The following is an 18,053-nucleotide window of genomic DNA, read 5'->3' on the forward strand; positions in this document are numbered from 1 at the left end:
TAGCTTTTTCAGCAAAGTCGTCATTACGGGACATGATGTCCTCGGCTTTGTTGGCAACAATGCGTTGTTAGCGAGACCTTTGTCAGCTTCATTAGTCTGGCAAAGGTCTGTTGTATAGAGGGACCTTTCGCCAATATGGTGAAGGGTCTTTTTCATTGGTATAAAATTAGGAGGTCATAACTATGATTAAAAAATTATTTAAAGCTTTTATTTTGAAAGAAGGTGTAAAGATTGCGAAAAAGAAAGTCTTGCCAGTGGTAATGAAAGAAGTAAAAAAACGAATGAAGAAATAGGAGGGATTTTTATGCGTAAAGCTATCCTGACATTTGTGTTATTATCATCTATTCTATTAAGTGGTTGTTCTGTTTTGGATGAAGTCAATAGTTCATTGGAATATGTCAATGAAGCTACAGAGCATATTAATACTTGGAAGGATTTTGGAGAGGCAGCACCTCAAATGATCCAAGATGCAGCTACAGATCCCAATGCTAAGGAAGAATTGGAAACAAGACTAAATGAAATGCTGGTTGAAATAGATGAGTTTAATAATACGGAGGCTCCAGCTATCGCAGAAAGTGTTCATCAGCAGATTGTAGATAAAAATAAAGAACTTCAAGGTGTAATGGAAAACGCAATGGTAGATGGGGAAGTGGCACTTGAGAAGCTGCAAGATTCAGAGCTTTTCACATTAATTGATGAAGTGACAACAATGATGAACCTCTTGGAGGATTTAGGATCTTAATGTATCTAGGAGAGTAGGGGATGCCAGATGAGGGGAACTACAGAAATGGACATAGCTTATCATCAACTTGCAGAGTCTGTTGTTTTTAAGCGAACTCATAAAAACGTTGAAGTTGATTTTTATAACGATCAGCAGCTTACTATAGCCGGGTCTGGTAGAAGTGCATATGTTTTTAAACTTAAGAATACGAATAAAGTGCTAAAAGTGTTCTATCCCCCTTTTGAACATCTAGCGAAAAGAGAAGCGATAATATACGATAAGCTAAAGGGAATCCCTTTCTTTCCTGTGATGCATGACTCTGGGCAGAATTATATTGTCATTGACTTTATAGAAGGATCTACTCTGTTTGAATGCTTGGTAATGGGAAAGCATATTGAGGAGAATGTGTTGGAGGAAGTAGATCATGCAATTTTGCTAGCGAAAAATAGAGGGTTAAATCCATCCGACATCCATCTTCATAATATACTTATTACCACGGATGGACAGGTAAAGCTTATTGATGTGGTGCGTTTTGAACAGGATAAACATTGTACTCAATGGGATGATTTAAAGAGAGGTTATCACAAATTTTATAAAAAGAGGATATTTCCAAAAAAATTACCTTCTAAATTTTTATTGTTGATTGCCTATTTTTATAAAAGAGACCTCTTGAATAGATTTGTCACGTAAGTAGGGCCGCTCCTGGTGAAATAGGAAGGGCTCTTTTTTTTGTTTAAACTGCGATAAAATGAAAAAAGATTCGTCTAAACAAATAGAGACTGCAACAAACGGGGGAAAAGGATGTCCAATAAACAAGTCATTTCGGAATGGTTTTATTTATATAGTGATGATATTTATCAATTCCTATTGTACCGATTGAATTCCAAACATCATGATGTAGAGGATTTAGTACAGGAAGTGTTTATACGTGCACTCAATAGCCTAAATCGTTATAAGGGAGAAGCTTCCCCTAAAACATGGCTTTATAGCATTGCTAGAAACATTGCAATTGATGCCCATCGAAAAAATAAGCGGGATAAATGGAAATGGTTGTTACAGCTTGAAAGCGGTACAGTTCCTGAGAGCACCGAAAAAGATACACCAGAACACTTATACTTTGTCACAGAAGAGCAGAGGGAATTATTAAACGCGATTAGGAGTTTAAAAGAATCCTATCAGGAAGTATTAATTATGAGGAGCATTAAAGAGTTATCTGTGCAAGAAACCGCAGCAGCTATGGGATGGACCGAAAATAAAGTACGGTCCACGCTTCATCGTGCAAAATCGGCCCTGCAAAAAAAGTTGGGAGGGAATGTAGTTGAGTAAAGAATTGGATAAAAAGCTTCAAACATTGCCCAAGCCAAAACTAAAGGAAGTAACAAAAGATGAGATACATCAAGCCATTATGAAACATGAGGAGGATACGACGCATGTAGGTTGGTTGCCAAAAATAAGATCTGCAGCATTATTCACGGTCAGTGTCGTCGCTTTAGCTTTATTTTCATTTATCCTCTTTACGGGTAGCGAGGGTGAAACTCCAAGATCCTCTGCGCCGGAGGAAGAAAAGAGTTATGAGAATTATATTGCTTATCTAAAGTCTATTGAGGTCCATGATCAAATAGATGCTGACAGAGCATATATTGGCAACCCTGGTGCGCTCGGACAATATCACGGTCAAGTTTTGCCCGGAAAATACTATGCGAATGGAATGGAACTTCAAACAAATGAAGAGCAGCCTATGGGAATCCACATGCACTATAAAGTGACAGAAGAGACGTCCGCTAAAGGATTTGATAAAGAAGTATTTCATGTTTCCAACCTTCCTTGGACTATCATATTCAATGCAACGACTTACTTTACATTCTTCCAAAATGGAGAATATGTTACCTTTGATATTGATTATTATGGCGAAGATAGAAAGTATACATTAACTAGACAGCAGATTGAAGACTTATATGAACGTGACGTAAAGGATTATGTAGATGACCAAGAATTATGGAATGAGGAAGTTATGGAAAACACACTCCAAAATGAAAAAAAGGTACAAGAATTTATGGAGAGAATTAGGGTTGCTAATACAGGATCGAGAGAACCTAAAGATATGGTGACGACTTCCAAAAATTATATACAAGTGAATGGGAAAAGTTATCTTGTTCCTTCTGACATGCACAAGGGATCTTTAAAGGCGGAAGGAAAAGAAGAAGTCTACACTTTCGCAGATATGTTATATGAGTTTTACGATAAAGGGTGGGGGAAGCAGGTGCATGTTGCCAGAAGCTTTAATGTGTGGGAAACCATTAAAGTTAGCGGGGAACTCCAAACTATTGCATATGATGAGACAACGAAACAATCGACCCTTAGCTTTGCTCCACAGCAATCGCATAGTATGGTTTTTGACGGTGATCTCACTACTGTATACGAACCTGGGGATGTATTAATATTTGAATTTCAATTTGTTCCACTAATAGATGAGACTTATGAGTTTGTTCAATTAGATTATGATGCCGCACTTGCATCCGGGCAAGAATTAGATATAAATGAATATTTACTAGGTGAATAATGAAGTATCAAAGAGCGACTGTCTAGGGCAGTTGTTCTTTTTTATCAAACAAGATAAAGAAAGTGGAAACTTGTTATCATTATTGGATGATTTTTCTTTTTGTCCCAAAAACATCTATCTAAATAAAGTATAAAATAGTACAATAGTTGTATAAACTAACCATACTATTTTAGGGGGTGTAGTTGATGGAAGGAAAGCCAAACCATTATGATGGCAGTGTCCAGTCCGATTTGAAAGAAAATGTAGCCGATGCTTTGATTGAGTCTTTTGTACTGACTGATGATATGAGAAAACATATCGGCGGTAATCCATATATCCTACATAACGAAGAATAAGAACTTTCTTTAAGACCTTTCATGTGTTGATGATGGGTCTATTTTTTTTGTTAAAAGCAAATTACTTGCAATAAGGATTTATTTTTTATATTATTATCTCGAATTAATAATAATTTAATTCAAGATAGTTGGTAAGTTATGGCTTTTGGTAGCAAACTAAAATAAACTACTTCAAACAAAGAGAGGAACGATACAAAATGGCAAAAGTTTTATACATCACGGCACATCCACATGATGACACACAATCCTACAGCATGGCAGTAGGGAAAGCATTTATTGATTCTTATAAAGAGGCGAACCCAGCGGATGAAATAGTCCCTGTAGATTTATACAAAGAACATATCCCGCATATTGATGCAGATGTATTCAGCGGTTGGGGAAAATTGCAAACAGGTAAAGGATTTGAAGAGCTTTCTGATGAAGAAAAAGGAAAAGTGAGCCGACTGTCCGAGTTAACAGAGCAGTTTATCGGAGCAGATAAATATGTGTATGTAACACCACTTTGGAACTTCTCCTTTCCACCAGTAATGAAGGCATATCTTGATTCCGTTTCTGTTGCAGGTAAAACGTTTAAATACACAGCTGAAGGTCCTGTTGGTTTGTTAACAGATAAGAAAGCAATCCATATCCAGGCTCGTGGAGGTATATACTCAGAAGGCCCAGCGGCTGGAATGGAAATGGGTCACCGTTACTTGACGGTACTTATGCAATTTTTCGGCGTTCCATCTTTTGAAGGTATCTTTGTGGAAGGTCATGCAGCAATGCCTGATAAAGCTGACGAGATTAAAGCGGACGCTATTGCGCGTGCGAAAGATAAAGCACAAACATTTTAAGTAATTGATGAACCGGGCAGCCACTAGGCTGCCCGGTTCATCAACCAACTTTAAGATATCCCCATATTAACTCCCCTAACGTTCCTTTCCTTCCATCAAGTCAAGTGCTATAATGTACCGAAAGAATCTTACATAACATGGAGGCATTATGCTAACTTTTGAACAAAAACTTGAAATAATACAATCTTTTCCCCAATTAACAAGAAAAGACGTATCTCTTAAACGGGTAAACTTCCAATATGAAGAAAGCAAAAGCGATAAGAAAAACGTAGTCTATCACTTACACCCAAATGGCAACGGTTTTGTCTATGCAAAGGGAATCAAAGGTTATAAGACTGACGATAAAGGAATGGTGAATATTCGTGAGTTTGGTGCGGATGAACTGCATGAACTTATCAATAAGACCATTGAGCTCTTGGGAAGAGAGTATGAAGTAGAAGTTAATACAGAGAACTTTGAAGAAGAACGTTGGGCAAACGATGAAGGGCATTCGTTGCATGTTGTATTAGAAGACGATATGTGGAATGTGTATGCAGGAAAAAATTTGGACGGAACTTTCCCTTCTTATAATGAAGCAAAGCAGTACTTGATGGAGGAAGGATTCCGTAAAAGATACTACTAATATTTGATTTGAGAAAGCATTGATTATAGATGTTGTTCAGTCACCGCTGTTGATTTCCGCAAATGGCTACGCTTTCCTAGGGGCGGTGCTTGAGCCTCCTCACTCCGTTGCGGGGTCTCAAGCTACCGCTATCTCCCTCAGGAGTCTTCGCCTTTTGCTCCAATCAACAGCTAGGAATCACTAAGTACATTATAATTCAGTTTTTCAGTGGCTTCTGCGGGGTCTCAAGCTACCGCTATCTCCCTCAGGAGTCTCCGCCCTTTGCTCCAATCAACAGCTAGGGGTATCCTCTACAAAAAATAAAGCTCCCAACGTTTGTTGATGGGAGCTTTTTCCTTTATCCAGTAAGCAAGTCAGCGTTTGGATATCTTACTTTTGAAGTGTTTGGTTTCGCTAGGGAATAGGCCAAGGTTAATGGTCCGAGTTTTCCCAGGAGCATAATGAAAACAATTACGCATTTGCCTATATCCGTTAAATCTCCCGTAATTCCCATCGATAATCCCACAGTACCAAAAGCTGAAATTACTTCAAATAATAATAAAAGGAATTCTGCTTGTTCCGTTATCGTCAGGATGAACAAAGAGAAGAAAATGAATAATATACTGATGGTGGAAATCGCAAGAGCTTTTATTACATAATTTTGATGAATAGATCGTTTGAAAATGACAATTTCATGCTTGCCTTTTATAAAAGTGTTCACAGCTAAAATAATAATAACAAATGTTGTTAGTTTAATTCCTCCACCTGTTGAAGTACTCCCTGCTCCTATAAACATGAGTAGAAGCGTCCACATAATAGAGGCAGTTCCCATAGATCCGATGTCTATTGTGTTAAAGCCGGCGGTTCTGGTTGTAACAGCCTGAAAATAGGAAGCCCATATTTTTTCCATTAAGGTGAAATTTCCTAGAGTACTAGGGTTGAAGTATTCCAATACAAAAAATACAAACATAGCAAGTATATTAATGCCTAATGTTCCGAATAGCATAATCTTTGTATGAAGGGTAAGCTTACGAAACTCCTTTGTGTACCAGAGATCGGTCAGTACAGTGAATCCAATTCCACCAATGATGAAAAGAAATGAAATCACAATGTTCACAACGGGATCTCCAACATATTGCATTAAGCTGTCAGACCAAATGGAAAAACCAGCGTTGTTGAATGCAGAAATAGCATGGAAGACACTGTAATAAAGGCCGTCCCACCACCCGTACTCAGGAATCCATCGATAGGACAACAGTAATACTGCTATTCCTTCAATAAGGAAAGAGAAGATAATAATTCTTCTGACCAGTAAGATAATCCCTCCAACAGATGTTTGGTTCAGAGCCTGTTGCAAAATTAATCTTTCTTGAAAACCGATTTTTTTCCCAAGCATGATAAAAATCAGGACTGCAAACGTCATAATACCAATTCCGCCCACTTGAATCAGGGACAAGATGACAATTTGACCAAATAAGGTGTATGCAGTGCCCGTATCAACGACAGCAAGCCCTGTAACCGTCATTGCAGATGTGGCAGTAAATAAGGCATCAACTAGTGTAATGGATTCCGAGGTGGATATCGGTAACATCAATAGTAATGTGCCTAGAAGCCCAAAAAAGATAAAGACCACAATCAATAGCTGCGGTGGATTGAGATTAATAAATCGATTGCGCCACATGGTTAGATCCCTACTTCTTCAAAACGGTGAATGTCTTCATTCCGTCCAAGGATGATGAGTAAATCCCCTTCTCGGATAATTTCATCTGCGGGAGGAGAGATAATGATATCTCCATCTCTTTGTATACCGATAAGCGTACATCCGAACCTGGCACGCAGATCTAAGTCTGTCAGGCTCTTATTACTTACTTTTATAGTCGCGAAAAGCTCGGCGATGCAATGGTTATCAGACAGTTCGATGTAGTCGAAGATTTTATCTGACACAACATGGTGGGCAACCCTTTTGGCCATGTCCCGTTCAGGCTGGATGATACGGTCCACACCGATCTTCTCTAAAACCTTTTGATGATATTTATTGGTTGCCTTTACCCACACTTGTTTAATGCCCATCTCCTTTAGGAGCAAGCTTGTAAGTATACTTGATTCAATGTCATCCCCCATGGAGACAATGGCATGATCGAAATTTCGGATTCCTAGGGAATTAAGTGTGGCTTCGTCTGTTGCATTTGCCTGAACGGCATGTGTTGCATATTCGCTTATTTTGTTGATGTTGTCTTCGTTTTTGTCAATAGCGAGGACTTCTACTCCAAGTGTGGAGAATTCTTCCACGATGCTGCCTCCGAAACGACCTAATCCAATGACAACAAATTGCTTTTTCATTATTATTCCTTCTCTCTTGAAAAATGGGAGCGGGTTTAAACTCCATGTTTCCTTTCGTTCCGGGTTGTTCGCTTATCCTTTGGGCGGTGCTTGAGCCTCCTCACTACGTTGCGGGGTCTCAAGCTACCGCTATCTCCCTCAGGAGTCTCACACCCTTCACTTCAGTCAACATGGGGTTTACCCAGATCACTAAGTTACATATTCCCGTTCTAGAAACATCAGAAAGAGACCAATCTTTGCAACTCAAAGAATGGTCTCTTTTATAACAATCAGACCCTTCTCTCAATACGCTTACGAGGTTAGCTGTCGGGTTAGAGGATGAGAGTCCTCTTCGTATATTACGATTCACCCCTAGATATACCGAAATTTATCAGGATATCAATATGGTTCCCCCGCTCTGTAAAGATTAAGCAATAGGTTAAAATGTATGAAATGATGATACTTAATTTACTCCCCTTTTTTCGATTCGTCAATAGGGTATTTGTAAAAAATATGTAAAGCGTTTTCAACCTAAAAACTGTGGAGGAAAATGTCCTCAATAAAAAATTAATTAGTAGGGTGAGGGTAAGATGGTACTTTATTACGATAAAATTGCTATAATTATGTAAAGCACTCTAAAAAAGTCGAAACCAATAAAAAATTACTCATTTTGTGTTCATATTCTCATGAAAATTTGTATATGGTAGAAAACAGTAGCTATCTTTGACTAAGATCAGGCAGGGGAGGGAGCATCTATACACACTCATAAAACCTGGAGGATAGTAACCTTCATAGTAGTAGTATGTTCTTTAATATGGGTTGTTCAAACAGAATGGTTTTCCATTTTTAAAAGTGGTGATATGGAACAAGTTCAGTTGATGTTGGAAGAGGAAATATATTTTTTGCTATTACTAACTTTTTCATTAATGCTCATTCAAAACCTCTTTACGCTCATACCAATTGTCGGAATTATTGTCATTAATATCGCTTTGTTTGGACTTGTCTGCGGGTATATATGGAGTCTTGCTACTAGTTTAATTGGGGCGTTGGTCGCGTTCGTTGTCTTTCGTTATTGGTTTCAATCGCTCCTTATTAACAAAGTAAAAAAAACGTATCTAGAAAAGCTGGAACAGAATGGTGTTTTGTTTGTTTTATTATTGCGACTGATTCCATTTGTACCTTCTAGTTTAATTAATATTACAGGTGGAGTGAGTTCCATCAGATTAATGCCCTTTCTGATTGCAACTGTTATAGGTAATGCACTTTATTTATTATTATTAAGTTTCGTAGCCAACGGATTGTTATCAGCAGAAATGGAGGGTTATGTGTTTGTTGCATTAGTTGTTGCAATACTGCCGAGCATCTACCTGTTCCGATATCTGAAACAGAAAAGTGGTATAGTCGAAAATCAGAAAAAAAAGGTAAGAGGCGGTTAAAAAAGAACCGGGCGAATGGAAATATTCGCCCGGTTTTTGTTGTATTCTTTAATTTAATTATTCGTTCCGTCTAACCTTTCGTTGATAGAAAATAAAGATAGGTAGAGGGATGATTATCCAACCAAAACTCTTTATCAAAGTATTCAAGGCCATTTCCTTGCTTCGCTCTTTTTCTTGGGCCACTACGGTGTTATATTCGGCAAGCAGCTCGTCATCATCAATGTTTGGTTCCGAAATCGGTTTGCCTGATTCATCATATTTTGTTTTGTTGGCAATTTTCATCTCCTTATATTCGCTATAAGTTTGATAATAGCTAGACGGGGAAACAATATCTGCAATTGCCATGAATGCTGCGACACTTCCTCCGATGGTCATCATTAAAGTCATGAACAAGATTACATAGTAATAGACTACTCTTATCATACCAAAGCTCCTTTCTTATCCTTGATAGCAGCACTTCTTTTGCGGTTTTTACTCTCAAGCTATTAATAAGATATTTCAAAAATGAAACAAATAGAATTTAAAAAACGTAAGGATAGAAAAGAATGAAAGGTTAGGGAGGAAGAAATATATGTTGATATTTTTTTTTATACAACTCATGTTAGTGCTGATTTTTTTAATAATTGGATGGGCTATTTTACAAAAAGAAGCATATGGACTGATATCAAGTTTTCGTTCACGTTCTAAAGAAGAACAAGAAGAATTGATTCAAAATGGCTTACCGCAGAAAACAGGTAAGCTGCTAATTTTAACTGCATTGGTATTACTAATTTTACTTCCGTTATTATTTACTCCTTTCCCTTATGCTTTGGAAGTTCAAATAGGGGTAATGGTTGTCTTGTTGTTGGGAGGAATCATTTACCTTTCCAAATATGAGATTCCCCAAAAACGTAAACAAAGTTACATCATTAGTGTTTCTGTTGCTGTCATTACGTTTGGTATATTATTTGTTGTTTTCTACTTAGGGTTTCAAGAGGCTGAGTTGACTTTGAATGAAAAATCATTTGAAATTAGTGGTGTTTATGGAGATGAGTGGAACTATGAGGAGATCACCAAGGTCGAGTTATTGGAAGAAATGCCTGAGGTACTAATTCGCACAAACGGATATGGAATGCAATCCATCTCTAAAGGACATTTTAAGGTTAAAGATTTTGGTAGCAGTTTGCTGTTCATTTATAAAAATCATTCTCCTTATTTATTAATTAATACATTTGATGATACTATCTTCATTAACTCAAAAGATGCAGAAAAAACAAAAGATTGGTATCATCAATTAGTAGAACAGTCAGGTAAAGCAGAATAGTATTAATCATTCATTTTCCAAGAAGGGAAAGTTAGATCATGACCTATTTATTATTAGTTGTCGGTTTCGCATTGTTGATTAAAGGAGCGGATTGGTTTGTGGATGGTGCTTCTCAAATCGCTAATATCCTCCGCATATCACCATTATTGATTGGGTTGACTATTGTGGCATTCGGAACAAGTTCCCCGGAAGCGACAGTAAGTATTCTGGCAGCGTTAGATGGGAGTGCTGAAGTTTCACTGGGAAATGTTATTGGTAGTAATATCTTTAATATTACCCTTGTAGTAGGACTAACAGCATTATTAAACCCATTAAAGGTAGAGAGTGAGACAATCAGAAAGGAAATACCTTTTACCTTATTAGGAAGTGCTGTGCTACTTGTATTAATCAGTGATATAGCTCTGCAAGGTTTTTCAAAAAACTTGCTTACTAGAAGTGATGGGTTAATATTTCTATTGATTTTCACTGTGTTTATGTATTATATTTTTGAAGTTGCAAGAAATAATCGTGATAAAATTTCTGTGGAAGAAACGTCTGAGAAACCGACCTGGGGTAAGAATATCTTCCGAACTGTCATTGGCCTTGCTGCCATCATTTTTGGTGGAGAATTAGTTGTAAGAAATAGTACGGAAATTGCTGTATCATTAGGTATGAGTCAAACACTTGTTGGATTGACCATTGTAGCGATTGGAACCTCCTTACCAGAACTTGTTACATCTATTATGGCAGCGATTAAGAAACAAAGTGAAATTGCCCTTGGTAATATCGTAGGGAGTAATATATTCAATATATTATTCGTATTGGGTACTTCGTCACTAATAACTCCGCTTCCTGTTAATAGCAAAATATTTGTTGATATCGGTCTTTTAGTAGTGTTAACAGTGATACTCTTGGTATTTTCAAGAACAAATTTTCGGATTGGGAAAATAGAAGGAACCTTTCTTGCTATAGCGTACGTCTTATATTTGGTATTTATTATTTTAAGAAATTGAGGTTTTACCGGTATGGAAGATATTTTGGTTTTATTAAAGTATATTTTACTTGGAATTTTTCAGGGGATTACAGAACCAATCCCTGTTTCTTCAAGTGGTCATGTGATGATATTACAAAACCTTTTGGGGATGGAACTGGAAGGTTTAACATTTGAGATTGTTGTAAATGCAGCATCCTTGATTGCTATTCTTATTATTTATCGTGAATCAATAGTAAGACTCTTCTTTGGTGCCTTGAGATTTGTGGCAAAAAAAGACAAGGAAGATAAAGCTGATTTTATGTTTGTCATCTACCTGATTATTGGGACTATCCCTGCAGGAGTAATTGGGGTTGTTTACGGAGATGTAATATCAGATGCTTTAGAAAATATTAAAGTCATCGGTATTACGCTGATTGTGACAGGGATTGCACTCTGGCTAATTCGTAACCTCCGAGGCAGAAAGAATGATGCGGAACTTTCCTTCAAGGACGCAACCATTGTTGGCTTTGCGCAGGCAGTTGCTTTGATTCCTGGTATAAGTCGTTCTGGAGCAACAATTGTTGCTGCTATGGCTCGTGGAATGAAACAGGAGACAGCTTTGAGATTTTCTTTCTTGCTTTTTATCCCTGTTAGTGTAGGGAGTATCTTGTTAGCAATAAAAGATATTTTGGCAATGGATAATGTTAATGAAATTCTTTTACCTTACTCCTTGGCATTTATTGCTTCTCTTATAGCTTCTTATTTCTCTTTAAAATGGTTTATGGGGATAATGGCCAGAGGTAATTTAATTTATTTCTCGATTTATTGCTTCATTGTAGGAACGTTAGTAGTACTCTTTTTATAGCATTTTACAAAACACCACTTTTTCAAGTGGTGTTTTTTTCAATAGAAAGTATAAAATCCGGTTGATTACCGTTCCAGCCGTTTTTGCCCGTTTTTACTTATAAGCATATTATTAAAATGTTACATATATATATGATATAATGAAGTTAAGTAACATTAAGGAGGAGAATCTTATGGAATATGTTGAGGCTTTAAAAGATCGTAAATTCATCCATGAAATTAAAGCATATTTAAAAAATTACTCCTTAAGAGATTACTTGTTTTTCGTAATGGGTATCAACATGGGTCTTAGAATAAGTGAACTTCTACATGTTAGAGTAGAAAATGTGACACTAGATGGAAAAGTTAATGACTATTACCTATTGAAAAATGGGTATTCTATTTATTTGAATAAGCATGTCAAACAAGCGATAGCGGACTATCTACACAAAAGAAGCCTTGAACCAGAGGATTATCTATTTAAATCCCAAAAGTGCAGTTCGCCTATTACAAGGCAACAAGCATACCGCATCATTAATAAAGCAGCGAAAGAAGTAGGTGTTCCTGGTAAAGTGGGTACTCATACTTTGCGCAAAACCTTCGGCTACCATGCGTATAGAAGCGGTGTTGCTGTTTCTCTTCTCCAAAAACATTTTAACCACACTTCACCTTCAGAAACACTCCGTTATCTTGGAATAGATAAGCATGAAAGATTATCTGTAAGAATTGATGTCAATTTATAAGGGGGGATTAGATGGTACAAGGTGCATTTAATGTAGATTATTTTATTTTGCTTACTGCATTTCTTCTAATTGTCGGAGTAATAACAACAAAATTCTCTTCAAAACTGGGTGTTCCAGCTCTTGTATTGTTTATCATTGTTGGGATGATGGCTGGGAGTGATGGACTTGGTTTTATCTATTTTGATAATGTAAAGTATGCTCAATTAATAGGTATCTTTGCGCTCGTCATTATCCTATTTGAAGGTGGTTTGCAAACAAAATGGGGGACGGTACGCAAAGTGATCAAGCCTTCTTTATCATTAGCCACACTTGGGGTAATTTTGACTTCTGCACTTGTGGCAGCATCTGCTAAGCTTATCCTAGATGTGTCATGGTTAGAAGCATTCCTATTTGGAGCTATCGTCGGCTCAACAGATGCAGCAGCAGTATTTGCAGTGTTAAAAGGACAGAATATAAAGGCGCGCATGGGAGCAACCCTTGAGGCAGAATCAGGTACGAATGATCCTATGGCAGTGTTCTTGACATTATCCTTTATTGAATTGCTTACTGCTTCAAATCCTAGCTACATAGGGTTCATCGGAAGCTTCTTCTGGCAGATGGGAATTGGTTTATTATTGGGATTAGGACTTGGTAAGCTCGCTTCCTATTCCATTAATAAGATAAATCTCGATTCCTCTGGGTTATATCCTGTCTTTGCTATGGCATTCGCACTTTTAACCTATAGTATCGCAGCGCTGATAGGAGCAAGTGGACTATTAGCGGTGTATGTGGCAGCGTTAATCATAGGGAACAATGAACTTACCTATCGACAGTCGATTTTCCGTTTTAATGAAGGGTTCGCATGGATGATGCAAATTCTGATGTTTATCATATTGGGGTTATTGGTCTTCCCTGGGCAATTGTTCCAGTGGGACATCATGCTTAAAGGTTTGTTATTATCGGTGATTTTAATAGTTGTAGCTAGACCTATAGCAGTATTCCTTTCAACCATAGGAATGGATTTCAGTATAAAAGAAAAAGTGTTTCTATCATGGGCCGGTCTCCGTGGAGCAGTACCAATCGTTCTCGCTACATTTCCAATGATTGCTGGCATTCCAAATGCTCAACTATTCTTTAATGTTGTTTTCTTCGTCGTCTTGACCTCTACTCTAGTTCAAGGATCAACGATTACGATGCTTGCGAAAAAACTAGATTTAACAGGACCTAAGAAGATTGCACCTATTCATTCGTTAGAGTTGGTTTCCATCGGTAAAGCAAATGCGGAGATTATTGAGTTCCAAGTGGAAGAGGATTTAGATATGGTAGGGAAGACACTTGCTGAATTGGAATTTCCGGATAAAACACTTATTAATGCCATTATTAGAGCAGGAATCCTTGTAACTCCATCAGGTGATACGGTTATAAGAGATAAGGATTTCATGTATATTCTTACCGCTAGACAAAGTAAACTTGCTTTAGAAAATTTCCTCAAAAAGAAGAAAGTAGTCGAACAAGATGTAGATGAGGAAGAGTTAAGCGAAAAAGAAGAAGTAAAAGAAACCGTCTAAAAACAAGGATAGCCAAATGGTTATCCTGTTTTTATTTAGTCTATATTTAAAATAGATCTACATATTTTTTCAGTGATTAATTTTAGAATGTAAGCAATTAAGATATATAACGGTATGGAAATATAGAAACTCCAGTGAAAAGGGATGTATAGTCCGAGTTTTTCAGCTACTGGTTCTGCTATCAAAGATGCTCCAACAGCCAAAACGATGTTTGCATATAAAAATCCCTTACCGTCTTGAAAGTATTGATATAGAAGCATATAAGTAATGGGGATGAGACAATAATCAAATATATACGACTTAGGTAATAAGGGACTAAGATTGTATGTGTATCCCCATAGCCCAAGCTCATAACCCAAGCCGTCCAGGTTAGAGGCTACAATAGTCCATAGCAGTCCAAATATGGTGATTCTGGGGAGATGCTTAGATTTTTTTAGTTTCCAAAATAATGTCCATAAAATAATAAAAATAGCAACCATTGTCCACCATCGCCAAGAGAACACTACATGTTCAAGCCAGAAATTCACATGGGCTTGGACGGAGGATTGATTTTTATTAAAGATTTCTATGTACTGTTGCTTGATAGACATATATAAGCCTACTCTCAAACTAAAGGATAAAGATAGTTTTTCTCTTTGAATAAAAATGATACACGAAGTAATAAAATGAATAAGAACCGGGAATAGTTCCCGGTTCTTGATACGCCTTCACTTATGAAGCTACTTTCTGATTAACGGTAATGTTGTTATCAGAATTTGTTACAATACTTGAAGCACGTTGGTACGAACAATAAACAAGAAAAACTGCAATGAACACATAACCTATAGCAAAATCCGGTGCTGCGTTCAAAGCTAGCTTTGGAGCATGCATGAATCCGACGAAAGATAAGAAGGCTCCAATCAAAGCGAAATAGGAGGCACGACGGTAATCCTGGTCGATAATATAAACGGTAATGGCACCAAGTACAATTGCCGTGAACATGGCTCCTTGGCCAAGAGGGACAATTCCTTCTGAAATACTGGAAACAACTTCACCCGCACTGTTATTGAAACGAGTCATTACATAATTAGCGAAATAAGGCAGCATGGCAATAGCAACTGCTGGAAAATATTTTTTGTCATTGGATCCAAAAGCTGATGCCACCATGGAAATTCCGACAAATACTAATATTGGTGCCACTGCAGCAAGCGGAATAATGGCTGCAAGGGCGGCAATAACTCCTGTCATAGCAGCAATGCCGAAGACAATTGCATTCAATATGCTATATCCTCTACCTGCACCCATCCATTTAGAACCTACTGTTGCAATGTAAACAGTAGTAGGGAAGAGTCCGCCAAAAATAGCCCCAAGCATTGTTCCAACTCCATCCACAGCTTGACATCCACGAACATCATAAGAATCACCTTCTGCAGCCATGGCATCCACGTTATTCATCGTTTCAATGGCATTGTATAACGTAATAGGAAGGATGATTGCTAATAGTCCAATAAGTGCTCCAAACAGGTAGGTCATCCCCTCAAAAGCCGCCAAAGATGGCAATATTGGATAAAACCCAATGTTATTCAATCCATCTGCTATTTGAGATGGAGATTGATAACCTAAAGTGAAAGCTAGAACAGTACCGATAATAACGGCAAACAGGGAAGCTGGGATTTTGAAAGGCATGGTCATTTTTCCTACAACCCCAGCAATGATAATTACTAAAGCCACTAAGCCCACAACAGGAATGGAGAAGGTATTAAATAGCATCTCCCCAGCGATAAACGTGAGAGCAACACCTGCAAGTGCACCAAGCATTGCAGCACGAGGCAGCTGATTTCTTACCCAGTTCCCTGTAAAACTTACTAGAGTCTCGATTAAGCCGCTTAAAAACGCGGCAGCTACAGCAATTTTCCACGCAAGTTCCGGGTTACCGGTTAGGGCATTAGCAGGAGCTAACACTCCAAATAGAAAAACAAACATAACCGGGGTACTTATCCCGTAAGAAAGGGCGGTCACATCTGTTCTTCCCTCTTTTTGTGCAAGGCGCTTAGCCATGAATGCATAGTATAGATTCCCGACCATAACAGCAACGGCCGCACCCGGGATGACCTTACCAAATACGATGCTTGCAGGAAAACCCATACCTAGCATCGTTACGGCAATGATGACGAAGTTTGCCAGGTTATTTTGAAAAAGGGCGAAGAATGCATCTGTATCTTCTTTTTTATACCATGGATAATGTACAGTAGTAGCTTTCATAGGATGACCTCCAAATAGGTTAGTTGGTGACGCTGATCGATTCTTCCATAAATGTTATTTGTCCGTCTTGTAACGACGCGACTCTTGCTAATGATTCTACACGATACCCTTTGTCCTCTAGAATCTGCCGTCCTGGTTGGAAAGTTTTTTCAATGACAATACCAATACCTGCTACAGATGCACCTGCTTGTTTCACTACATCGATCAACCCTTGTGCAGCCTGCCCATTTGCCAGGAAGTCATCAATAATTAGTACTCTATCGTTTTCAGCTAAGAATTCCTTTGCCACTGTGATCTCACTTGTTTCTTGTTTGGTAAAAGAGAAAACTTCGCTGGTATATACGTTATCTTTCAAAGTCAGAGATTTCTTTTTTCTTGCAAATACAAGGGGAACACCAAGTGTATGAGCGGCGAAAAAACTTGGTGCAATTCCTGACGACTCAATGGTAATAACTTTATTAATGTTTGAATCTGAAAATCGTTCCGCAAATTCTTTTCCTATCTCAATCATTAAACCAGTGTCGATTTGGTGATTTAAGAAAGTATTCACTTTTAACACGCCGTTTGGTAAAACCGTCCCTTTTTCAAGAATGGTTTGCTGTAGAAGTTTCATGTATGTTCCTCCTCCTGAAAATAAAAAATCCCGAAAGTTTTAAGCGGCACAAGATCTACAAGTGACCACTTTTAACTTTCAGGAATGCAAATAATCGACTCGGGTTTAAACCTAAGCACTGGAAAATTAAAGTATCACTCGTAGTCAAGCCATTTACGGTAGCTTGGTAGAAACTTGTAGGCCATATTCCCACTATTATACGAGTTATTTATTATATTGTTTGGTTTATGAAGTGATTATAAAGGAAAAAGTTCGCTTTGAAAAGGTTTTTGTAGAAAAACACGAATGAAAATATAAAATGTAAGAAGTAAATTCGTTAATAATAAAAATAACCAGGTTTCTATAACCGGTTATTTTAGTGAACTAGCTAAGATTTTTTAATTGTCTCTTTCATCTTTTTCATTTCGGTGTAAATATCTTCTTTATCTACATTTAACTCTTTGGCAATGTCCTTGAAGGATTGCCCATTTTCTTTTTTTGTCAAAATTTCTGTTACATCCACTTTACCTAGTTTAGAAAGGATGGAAGCTTTCACCAAAGTGTGCAACTCTGCTCCGTTCTGAAGAAGCTTTTCAAGTTCCGGCTGTTCTTTGTTTAAATAGTTAGAAAGGTAAGGGATAACTTTTTCCTTGTTTTGTTCCAAGTATTCGTTGTATTTTTTCCAATGACGATAGTGATCATTTCTATATTCATTATGATGTTCGTGCTTTTCCTCAGGAGAAGCGAGTACGCTTGGAACAAGAATTGTGGATGCTGAAAATACCAATAAGGATAAGATAGATAAACTCAGTAGTCTTTGCATCTTTTTTCCTCCTTTATATATGTACATTTTACTTTCTCCCAAAAAAGCAAAAATATCCAAAATATGTATTTATGAAAGTGGTCAATTGAAATTACGAATGATTGTATAAAAAACAAATCTACTTTCCCAATAGTCTTTTATTACCATTTACCTTAAAATGGAATCAGGGCTTTGGAACTATATTTTGTTTGCAGTAATGGAACA

The 18,053-nt window shown here is 37.5% G+C and carries 20 protein-coding genes and 2 riboswitches; of the genes, 13 read left to right on the forward strand and 7 right to left on the reverse strand.

The window, feature by feature from the left end; translation table 11 throughout:
- Window positions 1-304 precede the first annotated feature (304 nt).
- From HF078_RS09330 to HF078_RS09360, 7 genes are all read left to right on the forward strand, one after another.
- On the forward strand, window positions 305-742 hold the full coding sequence (locus HF078_RS09330) for a DUF6376 family protein (protein WP_169290904.1): 438 nt from the start codon (window positions 305-307) through the stop codon (window positions 740-742).
- A 27-nt stretch (window positions 743-769) separates the two neighbouring features.
- Entirely contained in the window at window positions 770-1,411 is a 642-nt protein-coding gene (locus HF078_RS09335) for a protein kinase family protein (RefSeq protein WP_169290905.1), read from the forward strand.
- 111 nt (window positions 1,412-1,522) lie between these two features.
- The gene (locus HF078_RS09340) at window positions 1,523-2,047 is read left to right on the forward strand and encodes an RNA polymerase sigma factor (RefSeq protein WP_169290906.1); all 525 of its coding nucleotides are present in this window, start codon (window positions 1,523-1,525) and stop codon (window positions 2,045-2,047) included.
- On the forward strand, window positions 2,040-3,281 hold the full coding sequence (locus tag HF078_RS09345; RefSeq protein ID WP_169290907.1) for a DUF4825 domain-containing protein: 1,242 nt from the start codon (window positions 2,040-2,042) through the stop codon (window positions 3,279-3,281). Before HF078_RS09340 ends, HF078_RS09345 begins: the two co-directional genes overlap by 8 nt.
- 185 nt (window positions 3,282-3,466) lie before the next feature.
- Window positions 3,467-3,616 (forward strand): hypothetical protein, encoded by a 150-nt coding sequence (locus tag HF078_RS09350; protein ID WP_169290908.1) that lies wholly within the window; start codon window positions 3,467-3,469, stop codon window positions 3,614-3,616.
- Between the two features lie 197 nt (window positions 3,617-3,813).
- On the forward strand, window positions 3,814-4,449 hold the full coding sequence (locus tag HF078_RS09355) for an FMN-dependent NADH-azoreductase (protein WP_169290909.1): 636 nt from the start codon (window positions 3,814-3,816) through the stop codon (window positions 4,447-4,449).
- 148 nt (window positions 4,450-4,597) lie between these two features.
- On the forward strand, window positions 4,598-5,071 hold the full coding sequence (locus HF078_RS09360; RefSeq protein ID WP_169290910.1) for a hypothetical protein: 474 nt from the start codon (window positions 4,598-4,600) through the stop codon (window positions 5,069-5,071).
- Between the two features lie 337 nt (window positions 5,072-5,408).
- On the opposite strand, the gene HF078_RS09365 is transcribed toward HF078_RS09360, so the two are convergent.
- Together HF078_RS09365 and HF078_RS09370 are read right to left on the reverse strand one after the other, a co-directional pair.
- A complete protein-coding gene (locus HF078_RS09365) occupies window positions 5,409-6,731 on the reverse strand; it encodes a TrkH family potassium uptake protein (protein ID WP_169290911.1) in 1,323 nt (440 codons plus the stop codon).
- Between the two features lie 2 nt (window positions 6,732-6,733).
- Window positions 6,734-7,390, reverse strand: coding sequence for a potassium channel family protein (locus HF078_RS09370; RefSeq protein ID WP_169290912.1), 657 nt, complete (start codon window positions 7,388-7,390; stop codon window positions 6,734-6,736).
- 274 nt (window positions 7,391-7,664) lie between these two features.
- Window positions 7,665-7,813, reverse strand: a riboswitch (cyclic di-AMP (ydaO/yuaA leader).
- Window positions 7,814-8,229: 416 nt separating this feature from the next.
- Here HF078_RS09370 and HF078_RS09375 point away from each other — a divergent pair.
- Window positions 8,230-8,805, forward strand: coding sequence for a TVP38/TMEM64 family protein (locus HF078_RS09375; protein WP_169290913.1), 576 nt, complete (start codon window positions 8,230-8,232; stop codon window positions 8,803-8,805).
- Window positions 8,806-8,862: 57 nt separating this feature from the next.
- Here HF078_RS09375 and HF078_RS09380 read toward each other — a convergent pair whose 3' ends face one another.
- Window positions 8,863-9,228: a hypothetical protein gene (locus tag HF078_RS09380; RefSeq protein WP_169290914.1), complete on the reverse strand. Its 366-nt coding sequence runs from the start codon at window positions 9,226-9,228 to the stop codon at window positions 8,863-8,865.
- Between the two features lie 148 nt (window positions 9,229-9,376).
- On the opposite strand from HF078_RS09380, the gene HF078_RS09385 reads away from it, so the two are divergent.
- From HF078_RS09385 to HF078_RS09405, 5 genes are all read left to right on the forward strand, one after another.
- On the forward strand, window positions 9,377-10,108 hold the full coding sequence (locus tag HF078_RS09385; protein WP_169290915.1) for a DUF3784 domain-containing protein: 732 nt from the start codon (window positions 9,377-9,379) through the stop codon (window positions 10,106-10,108).
- Between the two features lie 38 nt (window positions 10,109-10,146).
- Complete coding sequence (locus HF078_RS09390; protein WP_169290916.1) at window positions 10,147-11,100, forward strand: calcium/sodium antiporter; 954 nt, start codon at window positions 10,147-10,149, stop codon at window positions 11,098-11,100.
- Window positions 11,101-11,112: 12 nt separating this feature from the next.
- Window positions 11,113-11,925, forward strand: coding sequence for an undecaprenyl-diphosphate phosphatase (locus tag HF078_RS09395; RefSeq protein ID WP_169290917.1), 813 nt, complete (start codon window positions 11,113-11,115; stop codon window positions 11,923-11,925).
- 172 nt (window positions 11,926-12,097) lie between these two features.
- Window positions 12,098-12,646, forward strand: a complete 549-nt coding sequence (locus tag HF078_RS09400; protein ID WP_169290918.1) for a tyrosine-type recombinase/integrase — start codon at window positions 12,098-12,100, stop codon at window positions 12,644-12,646.
- An 11-nt stretch (window positions 12,647-12,657) separates the two neighbouring features.
- Window positions 12,658-14,193 (forward strand): potassium/proton antiporter, encoded by a 1,536-nt coding sequence (locus tag HF078_RS09405; protein WP_169290919.1) that lies wholly within the window; start codon window positions 12,658-12,660, stop codon window positions 14,191-14,193.
- 35 nt (window positions 14,194-14,228) lie between these two features.
- On the opposite strand, the gene HF078_RS09410 is transcribed toward HF078_RS09405, so the two are convergent.
- From HF078_RS09410 to HF078_RS09425, 4 genes are all read right to left on the reverse strand, one after another.
- The gene (locus HF078_RS09410) at window positions 14,229-14,783 is read right to left on the reverse strand and encodes a CBO0543 family protein (RefSeq protein ID WP_169290920.1); all 555 of its coding nucleotides are present in this window, start codon (window positions 14,781-14,783) and stop codon (window positions 14,229-14,231) included.
- Window positions 14,784-14,904: 121 nt separating this feature from the next.
- Complete coding sequence (locus HF078_RS09415) at window positions 14,905-16,434, reverse strand: NCS2 family permease (RefSeq protein WP_169290921.1); 1,530 nt, start codon at window positions 16,432-16,434, stop codon at window positions 14,905-14,907.
- 19 nt (window positions 16,435-16,453) lie between these two features.
- Window positions 16,454-17,047, reverse strand: coding sequence for a xanthine phosphoribosyltransferase (locus HF078_RS09420; protein WP_169290922.1), 594 nt, complete (start codon window positions 17,045-17,047; stop codon window positions 16,454-16,456).
- A 121-nt stretch (window positions 17,048-17,168) separates the two neighbouring features.
- Window positions 17,169-17,270, reverse strand: a riboswitch (purine riboswitch).
- Between the two features lie 144 nt (window positions 17,271-17,414).
- On the reverse strand, window positions 17,415-17,849 hold the full coding sequence (locus HF078_RS09425; RefSeq protein WP_169290923.1) for a hypothetical protein: 435 nt from the start codon (window positions 17,847-17,849) through the stop codon (window positions 17,415-17,417).
- Window positions 17,850-18,053: the final 204 nt, after the last annotated feature.

This window comes from Bacillus sp. RO2 (assembly GCF_012911845.1).
Classification (GTDB): domain Bacteria; phylum Bacillota; class Bacilli; order Bacillales; family Bacillaceae_I; genus Sutcliffiella_A.